The sequence below is a fragment of the Sulfuritalea sp. genome (assembly GCF_017302275.1).
Taxonomy (GTDB): domain Bacteria; phylum Pseudomonadota; class Gammaproteobacteria; order Burkholderiales; family Rhodocyclaceae; genus Sulfuritalea.
Map to the genome: position 1 here is coordinate 58,876 of NZ_JAFLDR010000003.1, position 18,622 is coordinate 77,497.

The 18,622-nt window shown below is 64.8% G+C and carries 20 protein-coding genes; 14 read left to right on the forward strand and 6 right to left on the reverse strand.

The annotated features are described in order from the left end of the window. Nucleotides 1–120 precede the first annotated feature (120 nt). From metK to J0M27_RS02480, 3 genes are all read left to right on the forward strand, one after another. Nucleotides 121–1,287, forward strand: coding sequence for a methionine adenosyltransferase (gene metK / locus J0M27_RS02470; RefSeq protein ID WP_294987116.1), 1,167 nt, complete (start codon nucleotides 121–123; stop codon nucleotides 1,285–1,287). 260 nt (nucleotides 1,288–1,547) lie between these two features. Beyond that, nucleotides 1,548–1,931 carry a DUF2237 domain-containing protein gene (locus tag J0M27_RS02475; RefSeq protein ID WP_294987118.1) on the forward strand — a complete coding sequence of 128 codons (384 nt, stop codon included), beginning with the start codon at nucleotides 1,548–1,550 and terminating at the stop codon, nucleotides 1,929–1,931. Beyond that, the gene (locus J0M27_RS02480) at nucleotides 1,931–2,410 is read left to right on the forward strand and encodes a glutathione peroxidase (protein ID WP_294987120.1); all 480 of its coding nucleotides are present in this window, start codon (nucleotides 1,931–1,933) and stop codon (nucleotides 2,408–2,410) included. The genes J0M27_RS02475 and J0M27_RS02480 overlap by 1 nt, the downstream gene beginning before the upstream one ends. A 30-nt stretch (nucleotides 2,411–2,440) precedes the next feature. Here the strand turns inward: J0M27_RS02480 and J0M27_RS02485 are convergent, their stop codons facing one another. The 4 genes from J0M27_RS02485 to dacB all read right to left on the reverse strand — a co-directional run bounded on the left by J0M27_RS02485 (nucleotide 2,441) and on the right by dacB (nucleotide 4,992). Beyond that, entirely contained in the window at nucleotides 2,441–2,638 is a 198-nt protein-coding gene (locus J0M27_RS02485) for a hypothetical protein (RefSeq protein WP_294987122.1), read from the reverse strand. Nucleotides 2,639–2,945: 307 nt separating this feature from the next. Beyond that, the gene (locus J0M27_RS02490) at nucleotides 2,946–3,344 is read right to left on the reverse strand and encodes a YchJ family metal-binding protein (RefSeq protein ID WP_294987124.1); all 399 of its coding nucleotides are present in this window, start codon (nucleotides 3,342–3,344) and stop codon (nucleotides 2,946–2,948) included. Further along, entirely contained in the window at nucleotides 3,344–3,577 is a 234-nt protein-coding gene (locus J0M27_RS02495) for a hypothetical protein (protein ID WP_294987126.1), read from the reverse strand. Before J0M27_RS02495 ends, J0M27_RS02490 begins: the two co-directional genes overlap by 1 nt. Beyond that, a complete protein-coding gene (gene dacB / locus J0M27_RS02500; RefSeq protein WP_294987128.1) occupies nucleotides 3,574–4,992 on the reverse strand; it encodes a D-alanyl-D-alanine carboxypeptidase/D-alanyl-D-alanine-endopeptidase in 1,419 nt (472 codons plus the stop codon). The genes J0M27_RS02495 and dacB overlap by 4 nt, the downstream gene beginning before the upstream one ends. An 86-nt stretch (nucleotides 4,993–5,078) precedes the next feature. Between dacB and J0M27_RS02505 the strand changes: the two genes are divergently transcribed. Both J0M27_RS02505 and J0M27_RS02510 read left to right on the forward strand, forming a co-directional pair. Further along, nucleotides 5,079–7,055: an acetoacetate--CoA ligase gene (locus J0M27_RS02505; protein WP_294987130.1), complete on the forward strand. Its 1,977-nt coding sequence runs from the start codon at nucleotides 5,079–5,081 to the stop codon at nucleotides 7,053–7,055. Between the two features lie 112 nt (nucleotides 7,056–7,167). Then, nucleotides 7,168–7,725, forward strand: coding sequence for a flavin reductase family protein (locus tag J0M27_RS02510; protein ID WP_294987132.1), 558 nt, complete (start codon nucleotides 7,168–7,170; stop codon nucleotides 7,723–7,725). 152 nt (nucleotides 7,726–7,877) lie between these two features. On the opposite strand, the gene J0M27_RS02515 is transcribed toward J0M27_RS02510, so the two are convergent. Then, nucleotides 7,878–8,459 (reverse strand): NnrU family protein, encoded by a 582-nt coding sequence (locus J0M27_RS02515; RefSeq protein ID WP_294987134.1) that lies wholly within the window; start codon nucleotides 8,457–8,459, stop codon nucleotides 7,878–7,880. Between the two features lie 93 nt (nucleotides 8,460–8,552). On the opposite strand from J0M27_RS02515, the gene J0M27_RS02520 reads away from it, so the two are divergent. From J0M27_RS02520 to J0M27_RS02555, 8 genes are all read left to right on the forward strand, one after another. Beyond that, complete coding sequence (locus J0M27_RS02520) at nucleotides 8,553–9,410, forward strand: pirin family protein (RefSeq protein ID WP_294987135.1); 858 nt, start codon at nucleotides 8,553–8,555, stop codon at nucleotides 9,408–9,410. A 291-nt stretch (nucleotides 9,411–9,701) separates the two neighbouring features. Then, nucleotides 9,702–9,992: a co-chaperone GroES gene (locus J0M27_RS02525; RefSeq protein ID WP_294987136.1), complete on the forward strand. Its 291-nt coding sequence runs from the start codon at nucleotides 9,702–9,704 to the stop codon at nucleotides 9,990–9,992. A gap of 30 nt (nucleotides 9,993–10,022) precedes the next feature. Then, nucleotides 10,023–11,681 carry a chaperonin GroEL gene (gene groL, locus J0M27_RS02530; RefSeq protein WP_294987138.1) on the forward strand — a complete coding sequence of 553 codons (1,659 nt, stop codon included), beginning with the start codon at nucleotides 10,023–10,025 and terminating at the stop codon, nucleotides 11,679–11,681. Nucleotides 11,682–11,949: 268 nt separating this feature from the next. Then, entirely contained in the window at nucleotides 11,950–12,456 is a 507-nt protein-coding gene (locus J0M27_RS02535; protein ID WP_294987140.1) for a hypothetical protein, read from the forward strand. A 61-nt stretch (nucleotides 12,457–12,517) separates the two neighbouring features. Then, complete coding sequence (locus tag J0M27_RS02540) at nucleotides 12,518–13,204, forward strand: response regulator (protein WP_294987142.1); 687 nt, start codon at nucleotides 12,518–12,520, stop codon at nucleotides 13,202–13,204. Then, nucleotides 13,191–14,774, forward strand: coding sequence for a sensor histidine kinase (locus J0M27_RS02545; protein ID WP_294987144.1), 1,584 nt, complete (start codon nucleotides 13,191–13,193; stop codon nucleotides 14,772–14,774). The genes J0M27_RS02540 and J0M27_RS02545 overlap by 14 nt, the downstream gene beginning before the upstream one ends. Before the next feature lie 181 nt (nucleotides 14,775–14,955). Next, nucleotides 14,956–15,219 carry a DUF4212 domain-containing protein gene (locus tag J0M27_RS02550; RefSeq protein WP_294987146.1) on the forward strand — a complete coding sequence of 88 codons (264 nt, stop codon included), beginning with the start codon at nucleotides 14,956–14,958 and terminating at the stop codon, nucleotides 15,217–15,219. Next, nucleotides 15,219–17,324: a sodium:solute symporter family protein gene (locus J0M27_RS02555; protein WP_294987147.1), complete on the forward strand. Its 2,106-nt coding sequence runs from the start codon at nucleotides 15,219–15,221 to the stop codon at nucleotides 17,322–17,324. Before J0M27_RS02550 ends, J0M27_RS02555 begins: the two co-directional genes overlap by 1 nt. Nucleotides 17,325–17,563: 239 nt before the next feature. On the opposite strand, the gene J0M27_RS02560 is transcribed toward J0M27_RS02555, so the two are convergent. Then, nucleotides 17,564–18,154 carry a tetratricopeptide repeat protein gene (locus J0M27_RS02560; RefSeq protein WP_294987149.1) on the reverse strand — a complete coding sequence of 197 codons (591 nt, stop codon included), beginning with the start codon at nucleotides 18,152–18,154 and terminating at the stop codon, nucleotides 17,564–17,566. Nucleotides 18,155–18,193: 39 nt separating this feature from the next. On the opposite strand from J0M27_RS02560, the gene J0M27_RS02565 reads away from it, so the two are divergent. Beyond that, on the forward strand, nucleotides 18,194–18,499 hold the full coding sequence (locus J0M27_RS02565) for a hypothetical protein (protein WP_294987151.1): 306 nt from the start codon (nucleotides 18,194–18,196) through the stop codon (nucleotides 18,497–18,499). The last annotated feature ends 123 nt before the right edge of the window (nucleotides 18,500–18,622 follow it).

Below are 18,622 nucleotides of genomic sequence, written 5' to 3' on the forward strand. Positions count from 1 at the left end.
GCGGAGAAGACCCCGACGAACGTCGCCGGTCGGAAAACAAATATCGCTAAAGCGTCGCCTGCTCCCGCCCCATAGCTGGCCTCGCCAAGCATGGGGCGTTTGCTTTTTGGAGCAGGACAAATGGCACAAGAGTATTTCTTCACTTCCGAATCGGTCTCCGAAGGCCATCCGGACAAGGTTTCCGACCAGATTTCCGACGCCATCCTCGACGCCATCCTGGCGCGGGACAAACATTCGCGCGTCGCCGCCGAGACCCTGTGCAACACGGGCCTCGTCGTGCTGGCGGGCGAGATCACCACCAATGCCACCGTCGATTACATCGGCATTGCGCGCAATGTGCTGAAGCGCATCGGCTACGACAACACGGAGTACGGCATCGACTACAAGGGCTGCGCCGTGCTGGTGGCCTACGACAAGCAGAGCCCGGACATCGCCCAGGGCGTGAACAAGGCCTACGACGACAACCTCAACCAGGGCGCCGGCGACCAGGGCCTGATGTTCGGCTACGCCTGCGACGAAACCCCGGTGCTGATGCCGCTGCCGATCTACCTGTCGCACCGCCTGGTGGAGCGCCAGGCCATGCTGCGCCGCGACGGCCGCCTGCCGTGGCTGCGCCCCGACGCCAAGTCGCAGGTCACCATCAAGTACCAGGACGGCAAGGCGCATTCCATCGATACCGTCGTCATCTCTACCCAGCATGCACCCGACATGGAGCTGCCGCAAATCCGCGAAGCCGTGATCGAGGAAATCATCAAGCCCATCCTGCCGAAGGAACTCGTCAAGGGCGAGATCAAGTACCTGGTCAATCCGACCGGCCGTTTCGTCGTCGGCGGCCCGCAGGGCGACTGCGGCCTCACCGGGCGCAAGATCATCGTCGACACCTACGGCGGTGCGGCGCCCCACGGCGGCGGCGCCTTCTCCGGCAAGGACCCGTCCAAGGTCGACCGTTCCGCCGCCTATGCCGGCCGCTACGTGGCAAAGAACATCGTTGCCGCCGGCCTGGCCAGCAAGTGCCTGGTGCAGATCTCCTATGCCATCGGTGTCGCCGAGCCGACCTCGGTCTGGGTCACCACGCAGGGCACCGGCAAGGTCGCCGACGCCACCATCGCCGAACTGGTGAAGAAGCACTTCGACCTGAGGCCGAAGGGCATCGTGCAGATGCTCGACCTGCTGCGTCCGATCTACGAAAAGACCGCCGCCTACGGCCACTTCGGCCGGGACGAGCCGGAATTTACCTGGGAGAATACGGACAAGGCCGCCGCGCTGCGCGCGGATGCGGGCCTGTAAGGCCCGAGGGCCGCGGACCCTTGTCCGTGCCTCGTCGCAGGCTAACCTGCCAGTTCCATCGGCAGGTTAAGGCCCGCAGGGCCGGCCGCAGACAAAACACGGGCAAGCCAACCCGGCACTGACCGCTGAATCCAGCGCCTGGACTCGAAATCCATTCACGGCGATAACGAATTGGCCCGCATCGCGGGCCATTTTTTTATCTGGCGCAAACTTGTTAAGCTCTTCGTGGTCGATAATCGGAACCGACAGCGGAGAACGACATGCACGATCTGGCAAAGAATGTATTGGGTGGCCTGCTCCAGCCCTGCAGCGTCGACCCCATGACGGGATTCTTCCGCACCGGCGACTGCCAGGTGACGGAAGAGGATGTCGGCAACCACGGCGTATGCATCGTCGCCACAGCCGAATTCCTTGCCTTTTCCCGGTCGCGCGGCAATGATCTTTCCACGCCGCATCCCGAGTTCGAATTTCCGGGTGTGAAGCCCGGCCAGCGCTGGTGCCTGTGCTCTGCGCGCTGGCAGGAAGCCCTGCAGGCCGGCAAGGCACCGCAGGTCGTGCTGGAGGCGACTTCCGCCGCGGCGCTCGAGGTCGTGCGCCTGGCCGACCTGAAACGCCATGCCGTGACACTCGACGAGGAGAAATGATGAACGCGCTCTACAAGTTGTCGGCCAAGGCCCTTGATGGTTCCATCCGGTCGATGGGGGACTGCCGGGGCAGGGTCCTGCTGTTTGTCAATGTCGCCAGCGGGTGCGGCTTTACGCCACAGTACGCCGGGCTGGAGGCGCTCTGGCGCAAGTATGGCGAGCGCGGACTGACGGTACTGGGTTTTCCCTGCAACCAGTTCGGCGGCCAGGAACCCGGCAACGAAGCGGCCATCGGCGAGTTCTGCAGCCTCACCTACGACGTAACTTTTCCCATGTTCGCCAAAGTTGACGTCAACGGCGACGATACCCACCCCATCTTTGCCTTTCTCAAGGAGGGGGCGCCCGGCTTGCTCGGCACCGAAGCCATCAAGTGGAATTTCACCAAGTTCCTGGTGGATCGCGAGGGCGGGGTGGTCGGGCGCTATTCCTCGTCGCACAAGCCCGAGGACATGGCGGCCGACATCGAGAAGCTGCTTTAGCTGTCTGCGCCGGCGCCCGTCGGCCGGAATTCAAGCCGCAAGTGACTTTACCCGGCGCCGCTTCGCCTTCGGGCTTTCGTCCTTTTCGGCAAACTCGTCGTCGCCGTCGCTAAAGCGAACGATCTTCACACCGGCCGGCAGGTCTGTCTTGCGGCGCGACAGATCTTTCAACCAGTCGTTTCCGGGAGGGGCGAGAACATCCATGAGGCTCATGGCGTGCCGGGTCATTTGCGGCTCCTGCATTGCTTGATTGCTGTGGCTGGATATCACATGTCCAGAATCATGCCTCGATGACAGGCGAAGGCCCCGCATGTGCGGGGCCTTCGGGCGGCCGGAGGGAGGAAACCGGCCGCCGGGGGAGCGACATTTTACCGACTGAAGTAACGGCTTGAATCGGCGAGAAATTTAATTATTGCATCGGGCTGCATGGGTCTTTCCTTGCGGTTTGCGTCTGGCGACATGAACGGATAGATTGGGCCGGAACCGATCGGTTCAACGCGAATTTGCAACAACTTGTTGCAAGGACCGCGCGGCGCTACCCGGCAAGGGCGTCGAGGTAGTACCAGCGACCGTCTTCGCGAACGAAACGGCTGACTTCATGCAGGCGTTGCCCGCGTCCGCCGACGCGAAAGCGGGCGACGAAGTCCACCGTGGCCGTATCGCCGTTTTCCGCATGGGCGCGAAGCTCGAGTGCCAGCCATTTCGGCACCGGTTCGGTAGCCAGATCCAGAGCCGACGGTCGGGTCGAGGCATGCCAGGTCGCCAGCAGGTAGTCCTCCAGTCCCCGTGCATAGGCGCAGTAACGCGAGCGCATCAGGGTTTCGGCGTCCGGCGCCACGAGCCCGGCGTGGTGGCGGCCGCAGCAGGCGGCGTACGGCAGCGGCCGACCGCAGGGACAGGGGTTCCGGATCTTCGGCGACGCCGAGCTGCCCATCACTGACCCTTGCCGGGTTCGGGCGGCAGTGCGCACTTCGGGCATGCGCGGCCGAAGGGCGAGATGTAGCGCCACCAGATCCAGGCCAGCCCCGGCAACAAGGCGATCAGCGCGATGTCGGCCCAGCCAGGCTGCGCCAGCTCACCCTGCCACCAGGCGACGGCGGCGCGGATCGCCTCGATCAGCAGCACCATGTAGCCGAATGCGGCGGCGAGCAGCAGCAGGCGCTTCACGTTCCACGCCCCGCGTAAACCCACTCCAGCAGCGCGTCCTGGGCCGCCTGCGCGCCGCCGGCATGGGGGTGGTTGACGAAGAAAACCACGATCCAGCGCCGTCCGCTGCGATCCAGCACCCAGCCGGCAATGCTGCGCACGCCTTCGAGCGAACCGGTCTTGATGTGGGCCTGGCCGGCGACGCCGTTCTGCTTCAGCCGCTTGCGCATGGTGCCGTCGGTCGCCGTCACCGGCAGCGACGCGACCAGTTCCGGCATCACCGCGCTTTTCCATGCCGCCTGCAGCACGCGGCCGAGGCCCTCGGCGGAAATCCGCTCACGGCGCGACAGGCCCGAGCCGTTTTCCAGCACCAGTTCGGGCAGTGCCAGGCCGCGCGCATCGAGCCAGGCACGGATCGCGGCGTCGGCATCCTCGGTGCCGGCGGGACGGCGCCCGGCTTCCATGCCCAGCGTCAGAAACAACTGGCGCGCCATGACATTGTTGGAGAACTTGTTGATGTCGCGCACTACTTCGGCAAGAGTCGGCGATGGCAGCACGGCAAGCGGACGGGCGTCGGCCGGCACCGGGCCGTCGCGCACGCCTCCCGACATGCTGCCGCCCAGTTCGGCCCACAGTTGCTGGAAGACGCCAAGCACGAATTGGGGATGGTCCATTACCGCGATGTTCCAGCGCTGCTCGCTGCAGCCCGGCGGAAAGACACCGGTCAGCACCAGGCGCGTGGTCGGCCCGTGCGCGAACACGTCGGCGCGCAGGCGCTCCTTCCAGTCGCCGCAGCCATTGCCGGTGCCCAGTGTGGTCTTGTTGATCAGGTCGAGGTTGGCCGGCGCCGGCTCGGCGCTGACCAGCAGGGTCTTTTGCTGCGGGTCGGGAACCAGTTGCAGCGTCACCGCCTTGAAATTGACCAGCAGCGCGTCGGGCGCGACGTTGTAGGGGCGCATCGGCTGCGCGTCGAAACGTGCCGGATCGCCGTTGGCCGTGAGGAAAGCGCCGCGATCGAGCACCAGGTCGCCGCGTATCTCGCGGATGCCGCGCGCGCGTATCTGGCGCAGCAGGCGCCCGAACTGGTCGTAGGTCAGCTTCGGGTCGCCGCCGCCGCGCAGGTGCAGGTCACCCGTGAGCACACCTTCGCTCAAGGTACCGCCCGCAAACGCCTCCGTTTTCCAGACGTAGGCCGGACCCAGCAGGTCGAGCGCGGCATAGGTGGTGACCAGCTTCATGGTCGAGGCCGGATTCAGCGCCGTGCGCGCATTCACCGCCAGGCGCGGCGACGCGGCATCGACCTCCCGGACCCAGGCGGCGGTAGCCGAAACCGGTATGCCGGCGGACTTGAGGGCGTGCATCACGGATGGCGGCAACTCGTCGGCGCGGGCGCCCAGGGCAAGCAAGCAGGCCAGCAAGGGTAAAAATAGTCGCATGGCGCGATCTTAGCGCGCAGTTACCGTCGCCGGCTTGCGCCGATGGCCTATAGAATCGGTGGCAAGGCAAAAAGGGGAACAACCCGATGGAATCACCCGCCTGGCATCCGTCGGCAAAGACAGCACGCGCGGCGAAACTGACGCCCTTCGGCGACTGGCTGGAGCGCGAGCGCGGACTGCGTTTCGCCGACTACGACGCACTCTGGCGCTGGTCGGTCGACGACCTCGAGGGTTTCTGGTCGGCGATCTGGGACTACTTCGCGATTCCGGCGGCGACGCCGCGCGGTCGGGTACTGGCCGAGGCAAGGATGCCCGGCGCGCGCTGGTTCCCAGGCGTCACGTTGAACTACGTCGACCAGGTCTTCCGCCACGCCACGGCGGCGCGCCCGGCCATCGTCTCGCGCAACGAAGCAGGAGAGAACCGCGAGATCGCCTGGGCCGAGTTGCAGCGCCAGGTCGGCGCCCTGGCGGCGACCCTGCGCGGCATGGGTGTCGAGCGCGGCGACCGCGTCGTCGCTTACCTGCCCAACATTCCCGAAACCGTGATCGCCTTCCTCGCGGTCGCCAGCATCGGCGCGATCTGGTCGGCCTGCTCGCCCGACATGGGGCGCATCGCTGTGGTCGATCGTTTCCGCCAGATCGCGCCCAAGGTACTGATCGCCGTCGATGGCTACCGCTACGGTGGCAAGAACTTCGACCGGCGCGAACTGATCCACCAACTGCTGGCCGAGTTGCCGAGCATCGCCCACTTGGTGCTGCTGCCCGGCATGGACCCGCAAGCCGATCCTGCCGAATTTGACCACTGCACGAGCTGGACCCGGGCCACGGCCGGCAATGCGCCGCTGCGGGTGGCGCAGGTGCCTTTCGAGCATCCGCTGTGGGTGGTCTATTCCTCGGGCACCACGGGCCTGCCCAAGCCCATAGTGCATACGCAGGGCGGCATCGTGGTCGAGCACGTCAAGATGTGCGCCTTCCATTTCGACCTCGGTCCGGAAGACCGCTTCCACTGGTATTCCAGCAGCGGCTGGGTCATGTGGAACTGCCAGGTTGCCGGGTTGCTGATGGGCAGCACGGTCTGCATCTACGACGGCAATCCCGGCTGGCCGGACTGGAATGCCCTGTGGCGCTTCGTCGGCGAAACGCGGGTCACGTTTTTCGGCGCCGGCGCGGCCTTCTTCCTTTCCTGCCTCAAGGCGCATGTCGAGCCCAATGATGTCGCCGATCTCTCGGCCCTGCGCGCCATCGGGTCCACCGGTTCGCCGCTGCCGCCCGAGGGCTACCAGTGGATCTACGACCACGTCCGAAGTGACATCTGGCTCAACCCGGTTTCCGGCGGCACCGATTTCGCCGGCTGCTTCGTCGGCGGCGTGCCGACACTGCCGGTATACCTCGGCGAGATGCAATGCCGCTGCCTTGGCGCCAAGGTCGAAGCCTGGGACGAGGCCGGCAGGCCGCTGGTCGATGAAGTCGGCGAACTGGTCTGCAGCGCGCCCATGCCATCGATGCCGCTGATGTTCTGGAACGATCCCGGCGACGCACGCTACCGCGAAAGCTATTTCGACATGTATCCCGGCGCCTGGCGCCACGGCGACTGGATTCGCATCACGCCGCGCGGCGGCGCGATCATCTACGGCCGCTCGGATGCCACCATCAACCGCCACGGCATCCGCATGGGTACCAGCGAGTTGTACCGCGCGGTGGAGGAAATACCTGAAATCCTCGACAGCCTGGTGGTCGACCTCGAATACCTGGGGCGCGAAAGCTACATGCCGCTGTTCGTCGTCATACGCCCCGGCCATGAACTGACGCGGGCGCTGGAAGCCCTGCTGCGCGAGCGCATCAGGGTCGCGCTCTCGGCACGCCATGTGCCCAACGAAATCTTTGCCGTGGCGGAAATTCCGCGCACGCTTTCGGGCAAGAAGATGGAGTTGCCGGTGAAGAAGCTGCTGCTCGGCCAAGCCATCGAAACGGTGGCCAACCCGGATGCAATGGCCAATCCGGCGAGCCTGCAGTGGTTCGTCGACTTCGCCGCGCGCCGCGCCGCCGGGGAGAAGACAGCATGAGCGCCCCCCGCCGGGCCGCCCCAAGGGTGGCGCAGCCAACAGACGGAGCCGCGCAGCGGCAGACCGCCATCACCCCCTGCCTTGGGCAGGGGGCTGGGGGGAGGGTAGTTCGGTGAGCGGGCGCGTCGCGGTTCCCTTGCCCAAGGCCTACCTGCTGCTCAACCACGGGCCGACCGTGCTGGTTTCCAGCGCCCACGGCGACCGGCGCAACGTGATGGCGGCCGCGTGGAACATGGCGCTGGACTTCGATCCGCCCAAGGTCGCCGTGGTGATCGACAAATCCACGCTGACGCGCGAACTGGTCGAGGCCTCGGGCGAGTTCGTGCTCAACGTGCCGTCGCGCAGGATCGCCGCCTTGACGTTGGCTGTGGGCAGCGAAAGCGGACGCGGCATCGACAAAATATCAAAAGTCGGCGCTGGCAGCACGGCGGCCGCCGTGGTCAAGGCGCCGCTGATCGACGATTGCCTGGCCTGGCTGGAATGCCGCGTGATTCCCGAGCCGCACATCCAGAAAAGCTACGATCTGTTCTTCGGTGAAGTGGTCGCCGCCTGGGCCGACCCCGAGGTGTTCGCCAACGGTCGCTGGCATTTCCCCGATGCACAGCGGCGCAGCATCCACTATCAGGCCGGCGGCAACTTCTTCGCCACCGGCGAGCCGTTCGACGCATAGCTGAAGCGCGCGTTGCACACCGATTGTCTTCGACGAGCAGAGCGAGCGAATCAACCCCCTCCCCCGCGAGGGGGAGGCCGGGAGGGGGCGGGTCATCGAAGACGTCTGACGCGACTTTGACGCCCGGTCGATGAGCGGGCGTCAAAGTCGCGTCAGACGCGGAACGGCGCCACGCCGATCAGCCAGGCGTGGCCCCAGAGTGCGAACACGGCCCAGGCCAGCGCGCCGACGGCTGCCACCGTGGCGTCCCGCGTCCAGCCGCAGACGGGATAGCTGCGGCCGGCAAGGCGATCGCGGCGGCGCGCCACGATGAAGTTCGCTATCGCCCAGGCGAGGAAGGCGCCGAACAGCACGACATCGGCGCGGTTGCCGTTGGCCAGCAAATGGGCCAGAGCCCAGAGCTTGACCCCGGCGACCATCGGATGGCCGACCCTGGCCTTGATGTGGCTGCCCGGCAGGTAGGCGGCCACCAGAAGGATAAAGGCCGGCAGGGTCAATCCCGCCGCCAGGTGGCGCATCGGCGTCGGTGGCGCCCAGAGCACCACATCGCCGGCTCGCGCCAACCCGTAGCCCCAAATGATCAGGCCCAATCCTGCGGCAGAAAAGAGTGAGTACACGCCCTTCCAACGCAATTCACCGATCCGGGCGATCTGTGCGCTACGCCATGTATCGGCGAACATGCGCACCGAGTGCACACCGAGAAACAGCAGCAGGCCGAGGATCAGGGTGGTCATGGAACACTTTCCGCAACAACGTAGTGCGGCCATGATACTTGCGATGTAAAGCGTCCGGGGCCATCTTGACGTTATCGCCCCCAGGAGAATTCCATGTCCAGCCGTCGCCTGCAGCAGATCATTCCCGCCGTCGCCACCTCGGATGGCGCCGGCGTCAACCTGCGTCGCAGCCTGGGCCGTGCGCCGGAAGCTCGCCTCGACCCATTCCTGATGCTCGACGAATTCTCCTCGGACGATCCCGACGACTACATCGCCGGCTTTCCGTCCCACCCCCATCGCGGCTTCGAGACCGTAACCTACATGCTCGACGGCCACATGCTGCACCAGGACCACCTCGGCAACCGCGGCAACCTGCTGCCCGGCGGCGCGCAATGGATGACGGCCGGGCGCGGCATCATCCATTCCGAGATGCCGCAGCAGGAACGCGGCCGCATGCGCGGCTTCCAGCTCTGGATCAACCTGCCGGCGGCGGAGAAGATGAAGCCGGCGTCCTATTGCGACATCCGCCCCGACGAAATTCCGACCGTGGCACTGGCCGGCGGGGGCGAAGTGCGCGTGATCGCCGGGCAAATCGACGTTGGTGCCGACGAGGTCGCCGGCCCGGTGCGAGGCATCACCACCGAGCCGCTATATATGGACGTGCGCTTGCCGGAAGGTGGCAGTTTCAGCCATCCCGTCGCCACAGGCCACAGCGCGTTTGTCTACGCCTACGAAGGCAGCCTCGCCATCGGCGAGGAAGCAGACGCGCGCCGGTTACCGGCGCAGTCCGCCGGCGTGCTGGGCGGAGATGGGCCGGTAGCAATCCGGGCAGCGGGCGGCCCGGCCCGCTTCCTTCTCCTTGCCGCGCGTCCGCTGCATGAGCCGATTGCACACTACGGCCCCTTCGTCATGAACACCCGCGAGGAAATCGAGCAGGCCGTAGGCGACTACCGCAACGACCGACTGACCTGAAGCGGCCTGGGCCGGCGCCGGTCCACGGCCGCTCTGGCCGGTACCTGGCTCAGACGCCCGGTATCGCCTTCAGCACCGGATGCAGGCACGGTCCGCCTACCGCGACCGTGCGCCACTGGCGGCGCGCGGGGACAATATTTGGCGTCCCCTACTTGAACAAGTGGCAACAAGGCCCTATTATTAGCACTCGTTTGCGATGAGTGCTAACACTCTCTCGCTTCTGTCCACCCGGCGGCCTGGCCGCTCAGGTTTCTTGTCTGTAACAACCCGTTTGAAGAGGAGAGCAAGTCCATGAAGATTCGTCCCTTGCATGACCGCGTGATCGTCAAGCGCCTCGAGGAAGAGAAGCGCACCGCCTCCGGCATCGTCATTCCCGACAACGCCGCCGAAAAGCCCGACCAGGGCGAAGTCAAGGCCGTCGGCGCCGGAAAGATCCAGGACGACGGCAAGGTCCGTCCGATGGCACTCAAGGTCGGTGACCGCGTGCTGTTCGGCAAGTACTCCGGCCAGTCCGTCAAGGTCGATGGCGAGGAACTTCTCGTCATGCGCGAAGAAGACATCATGGGCGTGGTTGAGCTCTAATCCCCACAGAACTACAGGAGATACATACAAATGGCAGCTAAAGAAGTTCTTTTCGGCGATTCCGCGCGTCAGCGCATGGTGGCCGGCGTTAACATCCTGGCCGACGCGGTCAAGGTCACCCTCGGCCCCAAGGGCCGCAACGTCGTGCTCGAGCGCAGCTTCGGCGCGCCGACCGTAACCAAGGACGGCGTTTCGGTCGCCAAGGAAATCGAGCTCAAGGACAAGTTCCAGAACATGGGCGCGCAGATGGTCAAGGAAGTCGCTTCCAAGACCTCGGACGTCGCCGGTGACGGCACCACCACCGCCACCGTGCTGGCCCAGTCCATCGTCCGCGAAGGCATGAAGTTCGTCGCCGCCGGCATGAACCCGATGGACCTCAAGCGCGGCATCGACAAGGCCGTCCTCGCGGTCGTCGAAGAGCTGAAGAAGATTTCCAAGCCCTGCACCACGACCCAGGAAATCGCCCAGGTCGGCTCGATCTCGGCCAACTCCGACGCCGATGTCGGCAAGATCATCGCCGACGCGATGGACAAGGTCGGCAAGGAAGGCGTGATCACCGTCGAAGACGGCAAGTCGCTGCAGAACGAGCTGGAGGTCGTCGAAGGCATGCAGTTCGACCGCGGCTACCTCTCGCCCTACTTCATCAACAACCCGGACAAGCAGATCGCCATCCTCGACAATCCCTTCGTCCTGCTGCACGACAAGAAGATCTCCAACATCCGCGACCTGCTGCCCGTGCTGGAACAAGTCGCCAAGGCCGGTCGTCCGCTGCTGATCGTCGCCGAAGACGTCGATGGCGAAGCGCTGGCCACCCTGGTGGTGAACAACATCCGCGGCATCCTCAAGACCGTTGCCGTCAAGGCCCCGGGCTTCGGCGACCGCCGCAAGGCGATGCTGGAAGACATCGCCATCCTGACCGGCGGCACGGTGATCGCCGAGGAAGTCGGCCTGACCCTGGAAAAGGCCACCCTGAAGGATCTGGGCCAGGCCAAGCGCGTCGAAGTGGGCAAGGAGAACACCACCCTGATCGACGGCGCCGGTTCGGAAGACACCATCAAGGGCCGCGTCACGCAGATCCGCGCCCAGATCGAGGAAGCCACCAGCGACTACGACAAGGAAAAGCTGCAGGAGCGCGTGGCCAAGCTGGCCGGCGGTGTGGCGCTGATCAAGGTCGGTGCCGCCACCGAAATGGAAATGAAGGAAAAGAAGGCCCGCGTCGAAGACGCGCTGCACGCCACGCGTGCCGCCGTTGAAGAGGGCATCGTCGCCGGCGGCGGCGTGGCCCTGCTGCGCGCCCGTTCCGCGATTTCGCTCAAGGGCGACAACCACGAGCAGGATGCCGGCATCAAGATCGTGCTGCGCGCCCTCGAGCAGCCGATGCGTGAAATCGTCGCCAATGCCGGCGACGAACCGAGCGTGGTGGTCAACAAGGTGCTCGAAGGCAAGGGCAACTTCGGCTACAACGCGGCCACCGGCGAGTACGGCGACATGGTGGCAATGGGCGTGCTGGACCCGACCAAGGTGACCCGCTACGCGCTGCAGAACGCCGCCTCCGTGGCCGGCCTGATGCTAACCACCGACTGCATGGTGGCCGAGCTGGTCGAAGACAAGCCGGCCGGCGGCATGGGCGGCATGGGCGGCATGGGCGGCATGGGTGGCATGGGTGGCATGGGTGGCATGGACATGTAATCGACGGCGTCGAATACATGTCCTGCGGACAAGGTTAGGAACAGGGGGAACCCTGGTTCCCCCCGTACCCCCTTCCTACTGGACCGTGCATATCGAAACCCCCGACTCTGGAAACAAGGTCGGGGGTTTTCCATTTCGGGTTCAAAAAGTCGGCGCCGGCGACACGGCGAATGCATGGCGGATGCATTGGTGGCGCAGCGATTTTCCCGATCCGGCAACGGACAGGCTATTATTTCGCCCATACCCCTAAAGTCAGAGGAGGTGTCCAGTGGGCAGCGATGGCATTTATCGCAAGACTGAAAAGGGACGGACCGAGGTGGCGACTCGCGCCAACAAACTCGGACTTCGCGAGCGAACCATGCTGATCATGGTCGACGACAAGACCACCCGCCGTGGCCTGCTGGAAAAGAACACCCATCCGACCAGCGAAGGCATCCTCAACGACCTGCTGGCCGGCGGCTACATCGAAACCACCCCGGGCACCGGTGACGCGCCCGCGGAGCCGCCCGTCGCCGCGGCCGCGCCGGCAAGCGCCCCTGCCCAGCCCGCGGTCGAGGTCTCGGTCAAATCCGCGTCAAGCTACGCCTGCCGCGCGCTGGTGGCCTACCTCGGCCCCAGCGCGGACGACCTGACGGTGTTGGTGGAAAAATGCAAGGGACTCGACGAACTCACCGAGCGGTTGCAGAAGTGTCGCGACGTCATCCAGGCCATGGCCGGGCGGAAAAAGGCCGACGAATTCTGGTTCAGCGTCAGCGCCCGCCTGCCAAAGGCCTGATCTGTGGCAAGCTGGCGCTGATTCGAGACTTACCCGGAAACTCGTTCAGACATCCGCCGCCATGAGAATTCTGCTCGCCGAAGACGACCGCATCATTTCGCAGGGCCTGATCGCCGCCTTGCGCAAATCCGGTTATGCCGTGGATCACGTGAATAACGGTGCCGACGCCGATACCGCCCTGCTGTCCCAACAATACGACCTCCTGATCCTCGACCTGGGCCTGCCGCGCCTGTCGGGCATCGATGTGCTCAAGCGCCTGCGCGCGCGCAAAGTGACCATGCCGGTGCTGGTGTTGACGGCGCAGGACGGCGTCGAAGACCGGGTGCGCGGCCTCGATGCCGGCGCCGACGACTACCTGACCAAGCCCTTCGCCCTGCCCGAACTGTTCGCCCGGGCGCGCGCACTGACCCGGCGCGGCACCGGCAATCCGACCCGGATCGAAGTCGGCCCGCTTTCCTACGACCAGTCCGAGCGCATGGCGCGGCTGAACGGAGAGATCGTCGAGCTTTCGGCGCGCGAGCTGGCGCTGCTGGAAATCCTGCTGCTGCGCGCAGGTCGCCTGGTCGCCAAGGAACAATTGGTGGACCAGCTTTGCAGCTGGGGCGAGGAAGTCAGCAACAACGCGATCGAAGTCTATATCCATCGCCTGCGCAAGAAACTCGAACCGGGCGGCGCCCGTATCACCACCGTGCGCGGCCTCGGCTATTGCCTGGAGAAACCCGCAGAAACGGCCGATGACAAAGCCTGATGCCGGCCGGCGCCGCGGCATCCTCGGCATGCGGCGCCCATCCTCGCCCGCCAAGGCCGCAGGCGCGGCTGCGGCCAAACCGGTAAGTAGCGGAGCCCAGGGCAACAATCCCTTCGTCAGTTTCGAATACCCGAATTCTCTGTTCGGCGAGATCCTCGACTGGATGCTGGCGCCGCTGCTGCTGCTGTGGCCGATCTCGATTGCCGCCACCAACCACGTCGCCGGATTCATCGCCAACCAGCCCTACGACCACCACCTCGGCGACAACGTCGCCGCCATCGTGCAACTGGTCAAGGTGGATGGCGACCGCGTCACGGTCAACCTGCCGGCGGCGGCGCGCACGGTGCTGCGCACCGACGAGAGCGACACGCTCTACTACCAGGTGGTCGGCCCCAATACCCGGGTGATCCATGGCGACCGCGAAATCGCCTATCCACCGCTGCCGGAAAAGATCGAGCCGGGCAAGGTGCTGTTCCGCGACGATCGCATCGATGCCGACGCTGTGCGCGTAGCCTACGCCTTCATTCCGGTCAGGAAGGGGGTTCCCCCCGCGCTGGTGCAGGTCGCGGAAACGCTGCACAAGCGCGAGGCGCTGGCCTCCAGCATCATTTCCGGCGTCCTGCTGCCGCAATTTGCCATCATTCCGCTGGCCGTGATCCTGGTCTACATGGGGCTCACGCGCGGCATCGCCCCGCTGCGCCTGCTGCAGGAGCGCATCCATCGCCGGCGGCCATCCGATCTATCGCCGATACCTGTCACCCGCGTGCCCGACGAAGTGCGCCCGCTGGTGGTGGCCTTCAACCAGATGATGGGCCGGCTGGAAGAAAACCTGCAGGCGCAGCAGCGCTTTATCGCCCAGGCCGCGCACCAGATGCGCACGCCGCTGACCGGGCTCAAGACCCAGACCGAAATCGCGCTCTCGGAAACCGATCCGGCGCAGATGCGCCATGCCTTGCAACTGATCGCCGAGAGCACCGACCGCGCCGCGCACATGATCAACCAGTTGCTGATCCTGGCGCGCACCGAGGCCAGCCACGAAAAGCTGCACCAGGTGGTGCCGCTCGACCTCGACGCACTGGCCCGCGAAGTCACCGGGGACTGGGTGGTGCGGGCAATGGCCAAACGCATCGACCTCGGCTTCGAGGACCACGGCAGTCCGCTGATGATCAACGGCGTGCCCCTGCTGCTGCGCGAACTGCTGATCAACCTGGTGGACAACGCGATCAAGTACACCCCGCCGGGGGGGCACGTCACCGTGCGCGTGCGCGGTGGTCGCCTGGCGCTGATCGAGGTCGAGGACGATGGCATCGGTATCCCGGCGCAAGAGCGCGAAAGCGTGTTCGAGCGCTTCTACCGGGTGCTGGGTACCGATGCCGAAGGCAGCGGCCTGGGCCTGCCGATCGCCGCAGAAATCGCCGAACTGCACCAGGCCCGGATCGATTTGCTGCAAGGCAGCAACGGCCAGGGCTGCCTGTTCCGCGTCAGCTTTCCGCGCCGTGCGCAGTCCCGTGACGCGCCGCCGCCACGGGCCGCCAGGGCAGCCTCCAGCGGATTTCCGGTCGGGCTGTAAGCTTCCCGTCAGGAAGGATGGTCGACAATTGCCCTATCTTGGGGCAATTGGCGCTGGCATGGGCCTTCGGTAGTACTGCTCCGGGAATATGGCGGGCGCGCGACACAGGGAAAACCCGGAGTGCGCCTCAGGAACGGCGGACTGTTCCGGTTCGCCGCAAGACCAAAAGGAGGAGTGCTACATGCAACTCACGGAGAAGCACAAGCAGTACTGGAACATCAACCTGAAGATAAGCACGATCCTGCTTGTCCTCTGGTTCGTGGCCACGTTCGTCATGGGCTGGTTCGCCCGCGAACTCAATGAAATCAACTTCATCGGCCCCCTGGGCTTCTACATGTCGGCGCAAGGCTCCTTGATCATCTACGTCGCGATCATCGCCTATTACGCCTATTACATGAACAACCTGGACAAGGAATACGGTGTCCATGAAGGGGAGCTCGACTGATGAGTGCCGTTACCCAATCGCAATTCAATGCCAACCTGAAGAAGTACTATAGCTTCTACACGGGTGGCTTCGTCGCCTTCGTCATCGTCGTCGGCATCCTCGAACAGATGGGCGTGCCGAACAAGATCCTCGGCTACATCTTCCTGTTCGCCACCATCGCCCTGTATGCCGGCATCGGCTTCATGTCGAAGACGGCGGAGGTCGGCGAGTACTACGTTGCCGGCCGGCGCGTGCCCGCGCTGTTCAACGGCATGGCGACCGGCGCCGACTGGATGTCGGCGGCCAGCTTCATCGGCATGGCCGGCACCCTGTACCTGACCGGCTACGACGGCTTGGCCTTCGTGCTGGGCTGGACCGGCGGCTACTGCCTGGTGGCGATCCTGCTCGCGCCCTACCTGCGCAAGTTCGGTCAGTTCACGATTCCGGACTTCCTCGGTGCGCGCTTCGGCGGCCATCTGCCGCGCTTCATCGGCGTCATCGCCGCCATCACCTGCTCCTTCACCTACGTGATCGCGCAGATCTACGGCGTCGGCATCATCACCTCGCGCTTCACCGGCCTCGAGTTCCAGGTCGGTGTCTTCGTGGGCCTGGCCGGCATCCTGGTCTGCTCCTTCCTCGGCGGCATGAAGGCGGTGACCTGGACCCAGGTGGCGCAGTACATCATCCTGATCGTGGCCTACATGATCCCGGTGGTCTGGCTGTCGGTGAAGCATACCGGCGTGCCGATCCCGCAGATCGCCGCCTACACCTCGGCCCTGCCCAAGGTGACGGCGCTGGAAGCCGAGTTCAACGACAAGGCCACGCCCAAGGGTGCCAAGGAAGAGTCGGTGCGCGCCATATTCCGCGAGCGTGCCGCCGCCGCCGACACCAAGCTGAAAGGCCTGGAGAAGGACGGCCCGGCTTTCCTCGCCGCCGAGAAGCAGAAGCTGACGGACAAGGTCGCGGCCCTCAAGGCCGAAGCCACGCCCGATGCCAAGGCGATCGAAGCCGCCGAGAAGGCCGTCAAGGACTTCCCGGCCGATGCCGCTGCGGCAAAGAAAGCCTGGGAGGCCGAGAAGAAAGTCGGCGCTCGCGCCGCGCCGACCAAGCGCCATGCCGAAGCCTTCGGCGTTGGCGGCAAGACGCCGGAAGAGGTCGAGAAGAACCGCGGCATCGCGAAGAAGAACTTCCTCGCTTTGATCGCGTGTCTGATGATCGGAACCGCCGCCCTGCCGCACATCCTGATGCGCTACTACACCACGCCTTCGGTGCATGAGGCGCGCGTTTCGGTGTTTTGGGGTCTGTTCTTCATCTTCCTGCTGTACTTCACGGCACCGGCGCTGGCCATCCTGGCCAAGTTCGAGGTGTACAGCAACTTGGTGGGGTCGAGTTTCTCGGCGTTGCCTGCCTGGGTCAGCAACTGGTCCACGGTAGACAAGACGCTGATGAACATCGCCGACATCAACAAGGACGGCATCGTGCAGCTGGCGGAAATCGTCATCGGCGGCGACCTGATCGTGCTGGCAACCCCGGAAATCGCGGGCCTGCCTTACGTGATCTCGGGCCTCGTTGCTGCCGGCGGTCTGGCAGCGGCGCTTTCCACCGCTGACGGCCTGCTGCTGACCATCGCCAACGCGATGTCGCACGACCTGTACTACAAGATGATCGACCCGAACGCCTCGACGGTGCGCCGTATCGCGGTGTCCAAGGGTCTGTTGCTCGTAGTGGCCCTGACGGCCGCTTACGTCACCAGCCTGAAACCGGGCGACATCCTGTTCCTGGTCGGCGCGGCCTTCTCGCTGGCAGCCTCGGGCTTCTTCCCGGCGCTGGTGATGGGCGTGTTCTGGAAACGTGCCAACTATCTGGGTGCGGTGCTGGGCATGAGCTTGGGTCTGGGCATCTGCGCCTACTACATGTACATGACCTATCCCTTCTTCGGCGTCAATGCACCGAAGTGGTGGGACATCAACCCGATCTCTGCCGGCACCTTCGGCATTCCCGCCGGCTTCCTTGGCATCATCATCGGCAGCCTGATTTCCCCGGCACCGAGCAAGGAAATCCAGGAACTGGTCGACCATGTGCGCTATCCGAGCCTGGAAGGCGACATCGACACCAAGGGCGCCTGATAAGTCTTATGGAGGAGGAGGAGGGCTAGGGAGCATACCCACCCTCATTTGACCGGCCCCCGGGAAACCGCGGGCCGGTTTTTTTATGTCTGGCTCGGAGAGCCAGACGGTACCCCCTGGTGGGATATGTCTCGCGGGGGTGGCTGGACGGTACCCTTGAGGAGTATGTTCCGCCCGGATCGCGCCTTGTTCGCCGTGTCGCCAGCGCCGACTTTTTGCGTCGGCGGCGGATGCAAATATCAGAAAGGAAGTTCGGGAATGAGTTTCATCAAGTCGGCTCGCGCGGTGTCCTTTACCAGCTTCCTTGCCCGCTTGGGCTCGAAGGCGACCAGGCGCTTGACGATAGCCGTCACGTCGTCGGGACGGTTGGCATGATGGTAGGCCATGCCCAACTGGTAGAAGCCTTCGCCGCTCATGGGCTGCAGTTCGACCACCTTTTCCAGGGCCTTGACCGCTTCGTCGTGCTGCCCCAACCGCGCGTGGGCCAGGCCCATGCCGTACCAAGCCATGTCCTGCGCCGGCACCAGTCGCACCGCCTCGGCAAACGCGGCAATCGCCTCCTTCGGCTTGCCGGCGTGTTCGCAGACGTAGCCGAGGTTGAACCAGTTGGCGCCGTCGTCCGGCGTCAAGGCCAGGGCCGCCTCGAACCACTTGATCGCGACCTCGTAGTTCTTGCGCTTGGCGGCGATCGCCGCCAGGTGTCGCGCCGATTGCACGTCCTGCGGGTTGTTGCGGAAGGCCGTCAGGTAGGCTTCGAATGCGGCGTCCTCGCGACCGAAAAAATGGAACAGCCAGCCGCGGGCATAATGCCGCCAGTGCTCGTAATTCATGAAAATGCCCAGGCAAGATAACGGAGACCGAAACATACCATGAGCCACCCGGAACTACTCATCCTCGGCGTGCTGCGCGCGCTGGCGGAAGTCGCCATGCTGTTCCTCCTCGGCCAGGGCCTGCTGGCCCTGCTGGCGGGCAGCCGGCGTCATGACAACACCATGTACAAGCTGTTCCTGATCATCACCGCGCCGGTGCTGAAGGTGGTGCGCAAGGTGACCCCGCCGCAGGTCATCGACCGGCACCTGCCCTATGTTGCCTTCGCCTTGCTGTTCTGGTGCTGGATCGGGCTGGCCTATCTCAAAAGGCTCTACTGCGAAAACAACATGCTGCAGTGCTTCTGAGGCAGTACGGGACCGCTATTGATCCGGCTGAAACCTCTTGAACGTTCGCCCTGAGCTTGTCGAAGGGCACGCAGGGCTTCGACAAGCTCAGCCCGAACGGCGGTTTCAAGTTCACCGATGCCG

Coding starts and splice junctions, on each gene's coding strand:
- metK (WP_294987116.1), top strand. CDS start 121: ATGGCACAAGAGTATTTCTTCACTTCCGAATCGGTCTCCGAAGGCCAT.
- J0M27_RS02475 (WP_294987118.1), top strand. CDS start 1,548: ATGCACGATCTGGCAAAGAATGTATTGGGTGGCCTGCTCCAGCCCTGC.
- J0M27_RS02480 (WP_294987120.1), top strand. CDS start 1,931: ATGAACGCGCTCTACAAGTTGTCGGCCAAGGCCCTTGATGGTTCCATC.
- J0M27_RS02485 (WP_294987122.1), bottom strand. CDS start 2,638: ATGACCCGGCACGCCATGAGCCTCATGGATGTTCTCGCCCCTCCCGGA.
- J0M27_RS02490 (WP_294987124.1), bottom strand. CDS start 3,344: ATGGGCAGCTCGGCGTCGCCGAAGATCCGGAACCCCTGTCCCTGCGGT.
- dacB (WP_294987128.1), bottom strand. CDS start 4,992: ATGCGACTATTTTTACCCTTGCTGGCCTGCTTGCTTGCCCTGGGCGCC.
- J0M27_RS02505 (WP_294987130.1), top strand. CDS start 5,079: ATGGAATCACCCGCCTGGCATCCGTCGGCAAAGACAGCACGCGCGGCG.
- J0M27_RS02515 (WP_294987134.1), bottom strand. CDS start 8,459: ATGACCACCCTGATCCTCGGCCTGCTGCTGTTTCTCGGTGTGCACTCG.
- J0M27_RS02520 (WP_294987135.1), top strand. CDS start 8,553: ATGTCCAGCCGTCGCCTGCAGCAGATCATTCCCGCCGTCGCCACCTCG.
- J0M27_RS02525 (WP_294987136.1), top strand. CDS start 9,702: ATGAAGATTCGTCCCTTGCATGACCGCGTGATCGTCAAGCGCCTCGAG.
- groL (WP_294987138.1), top strand. CDS start 10,023: ATGGCAGCTAAAGAAGTTCTTTTCGGCGATTCCGCGCGTCAGCGCATG.
- J0M27_RS02540 (WP_294987142.1), top strand. CDS start 12,518: ATGAGAATTCTGCTCGCCGAAGACGACCGCATCATTTCGCAGGGCCTG.
- J0M27_RS02545 (WP_294987144.1), top strand. CDS start 13,191: ATGACAAAGCCTGATGCCGGCCGGCGCCGCGGCATCCTCGGCATGCGG.
- J0M27_RS02550 (WP_294987146.1), top strand. CDS start 14,956: ATGCAACTCACGGAGAAGCACAAGCAGTACTGGAACATCAACCTGAAG.
- J0M27_RS02555 (WP_294987147.1), top strand. CDS start 15,219: ATGAGTGCCGTTACCCAATCGCAATTCAATGCCAACCTGAAGAAGTAC.
- J0M27_RS02560 (WP_294987149.1), bottom strand. CDS start 18,154: ATGAATTACGAGCACTGGCGGCATTATGCCCGCGGCTGGCTGTTCCAT.
- J0M27_RS02565 (WP_294987151.1), top strand. CDS start 18,194: ATGAGCCACCCGGAACTACTCATCCTCGGCGTGCTGCGCGCGCTGGCG.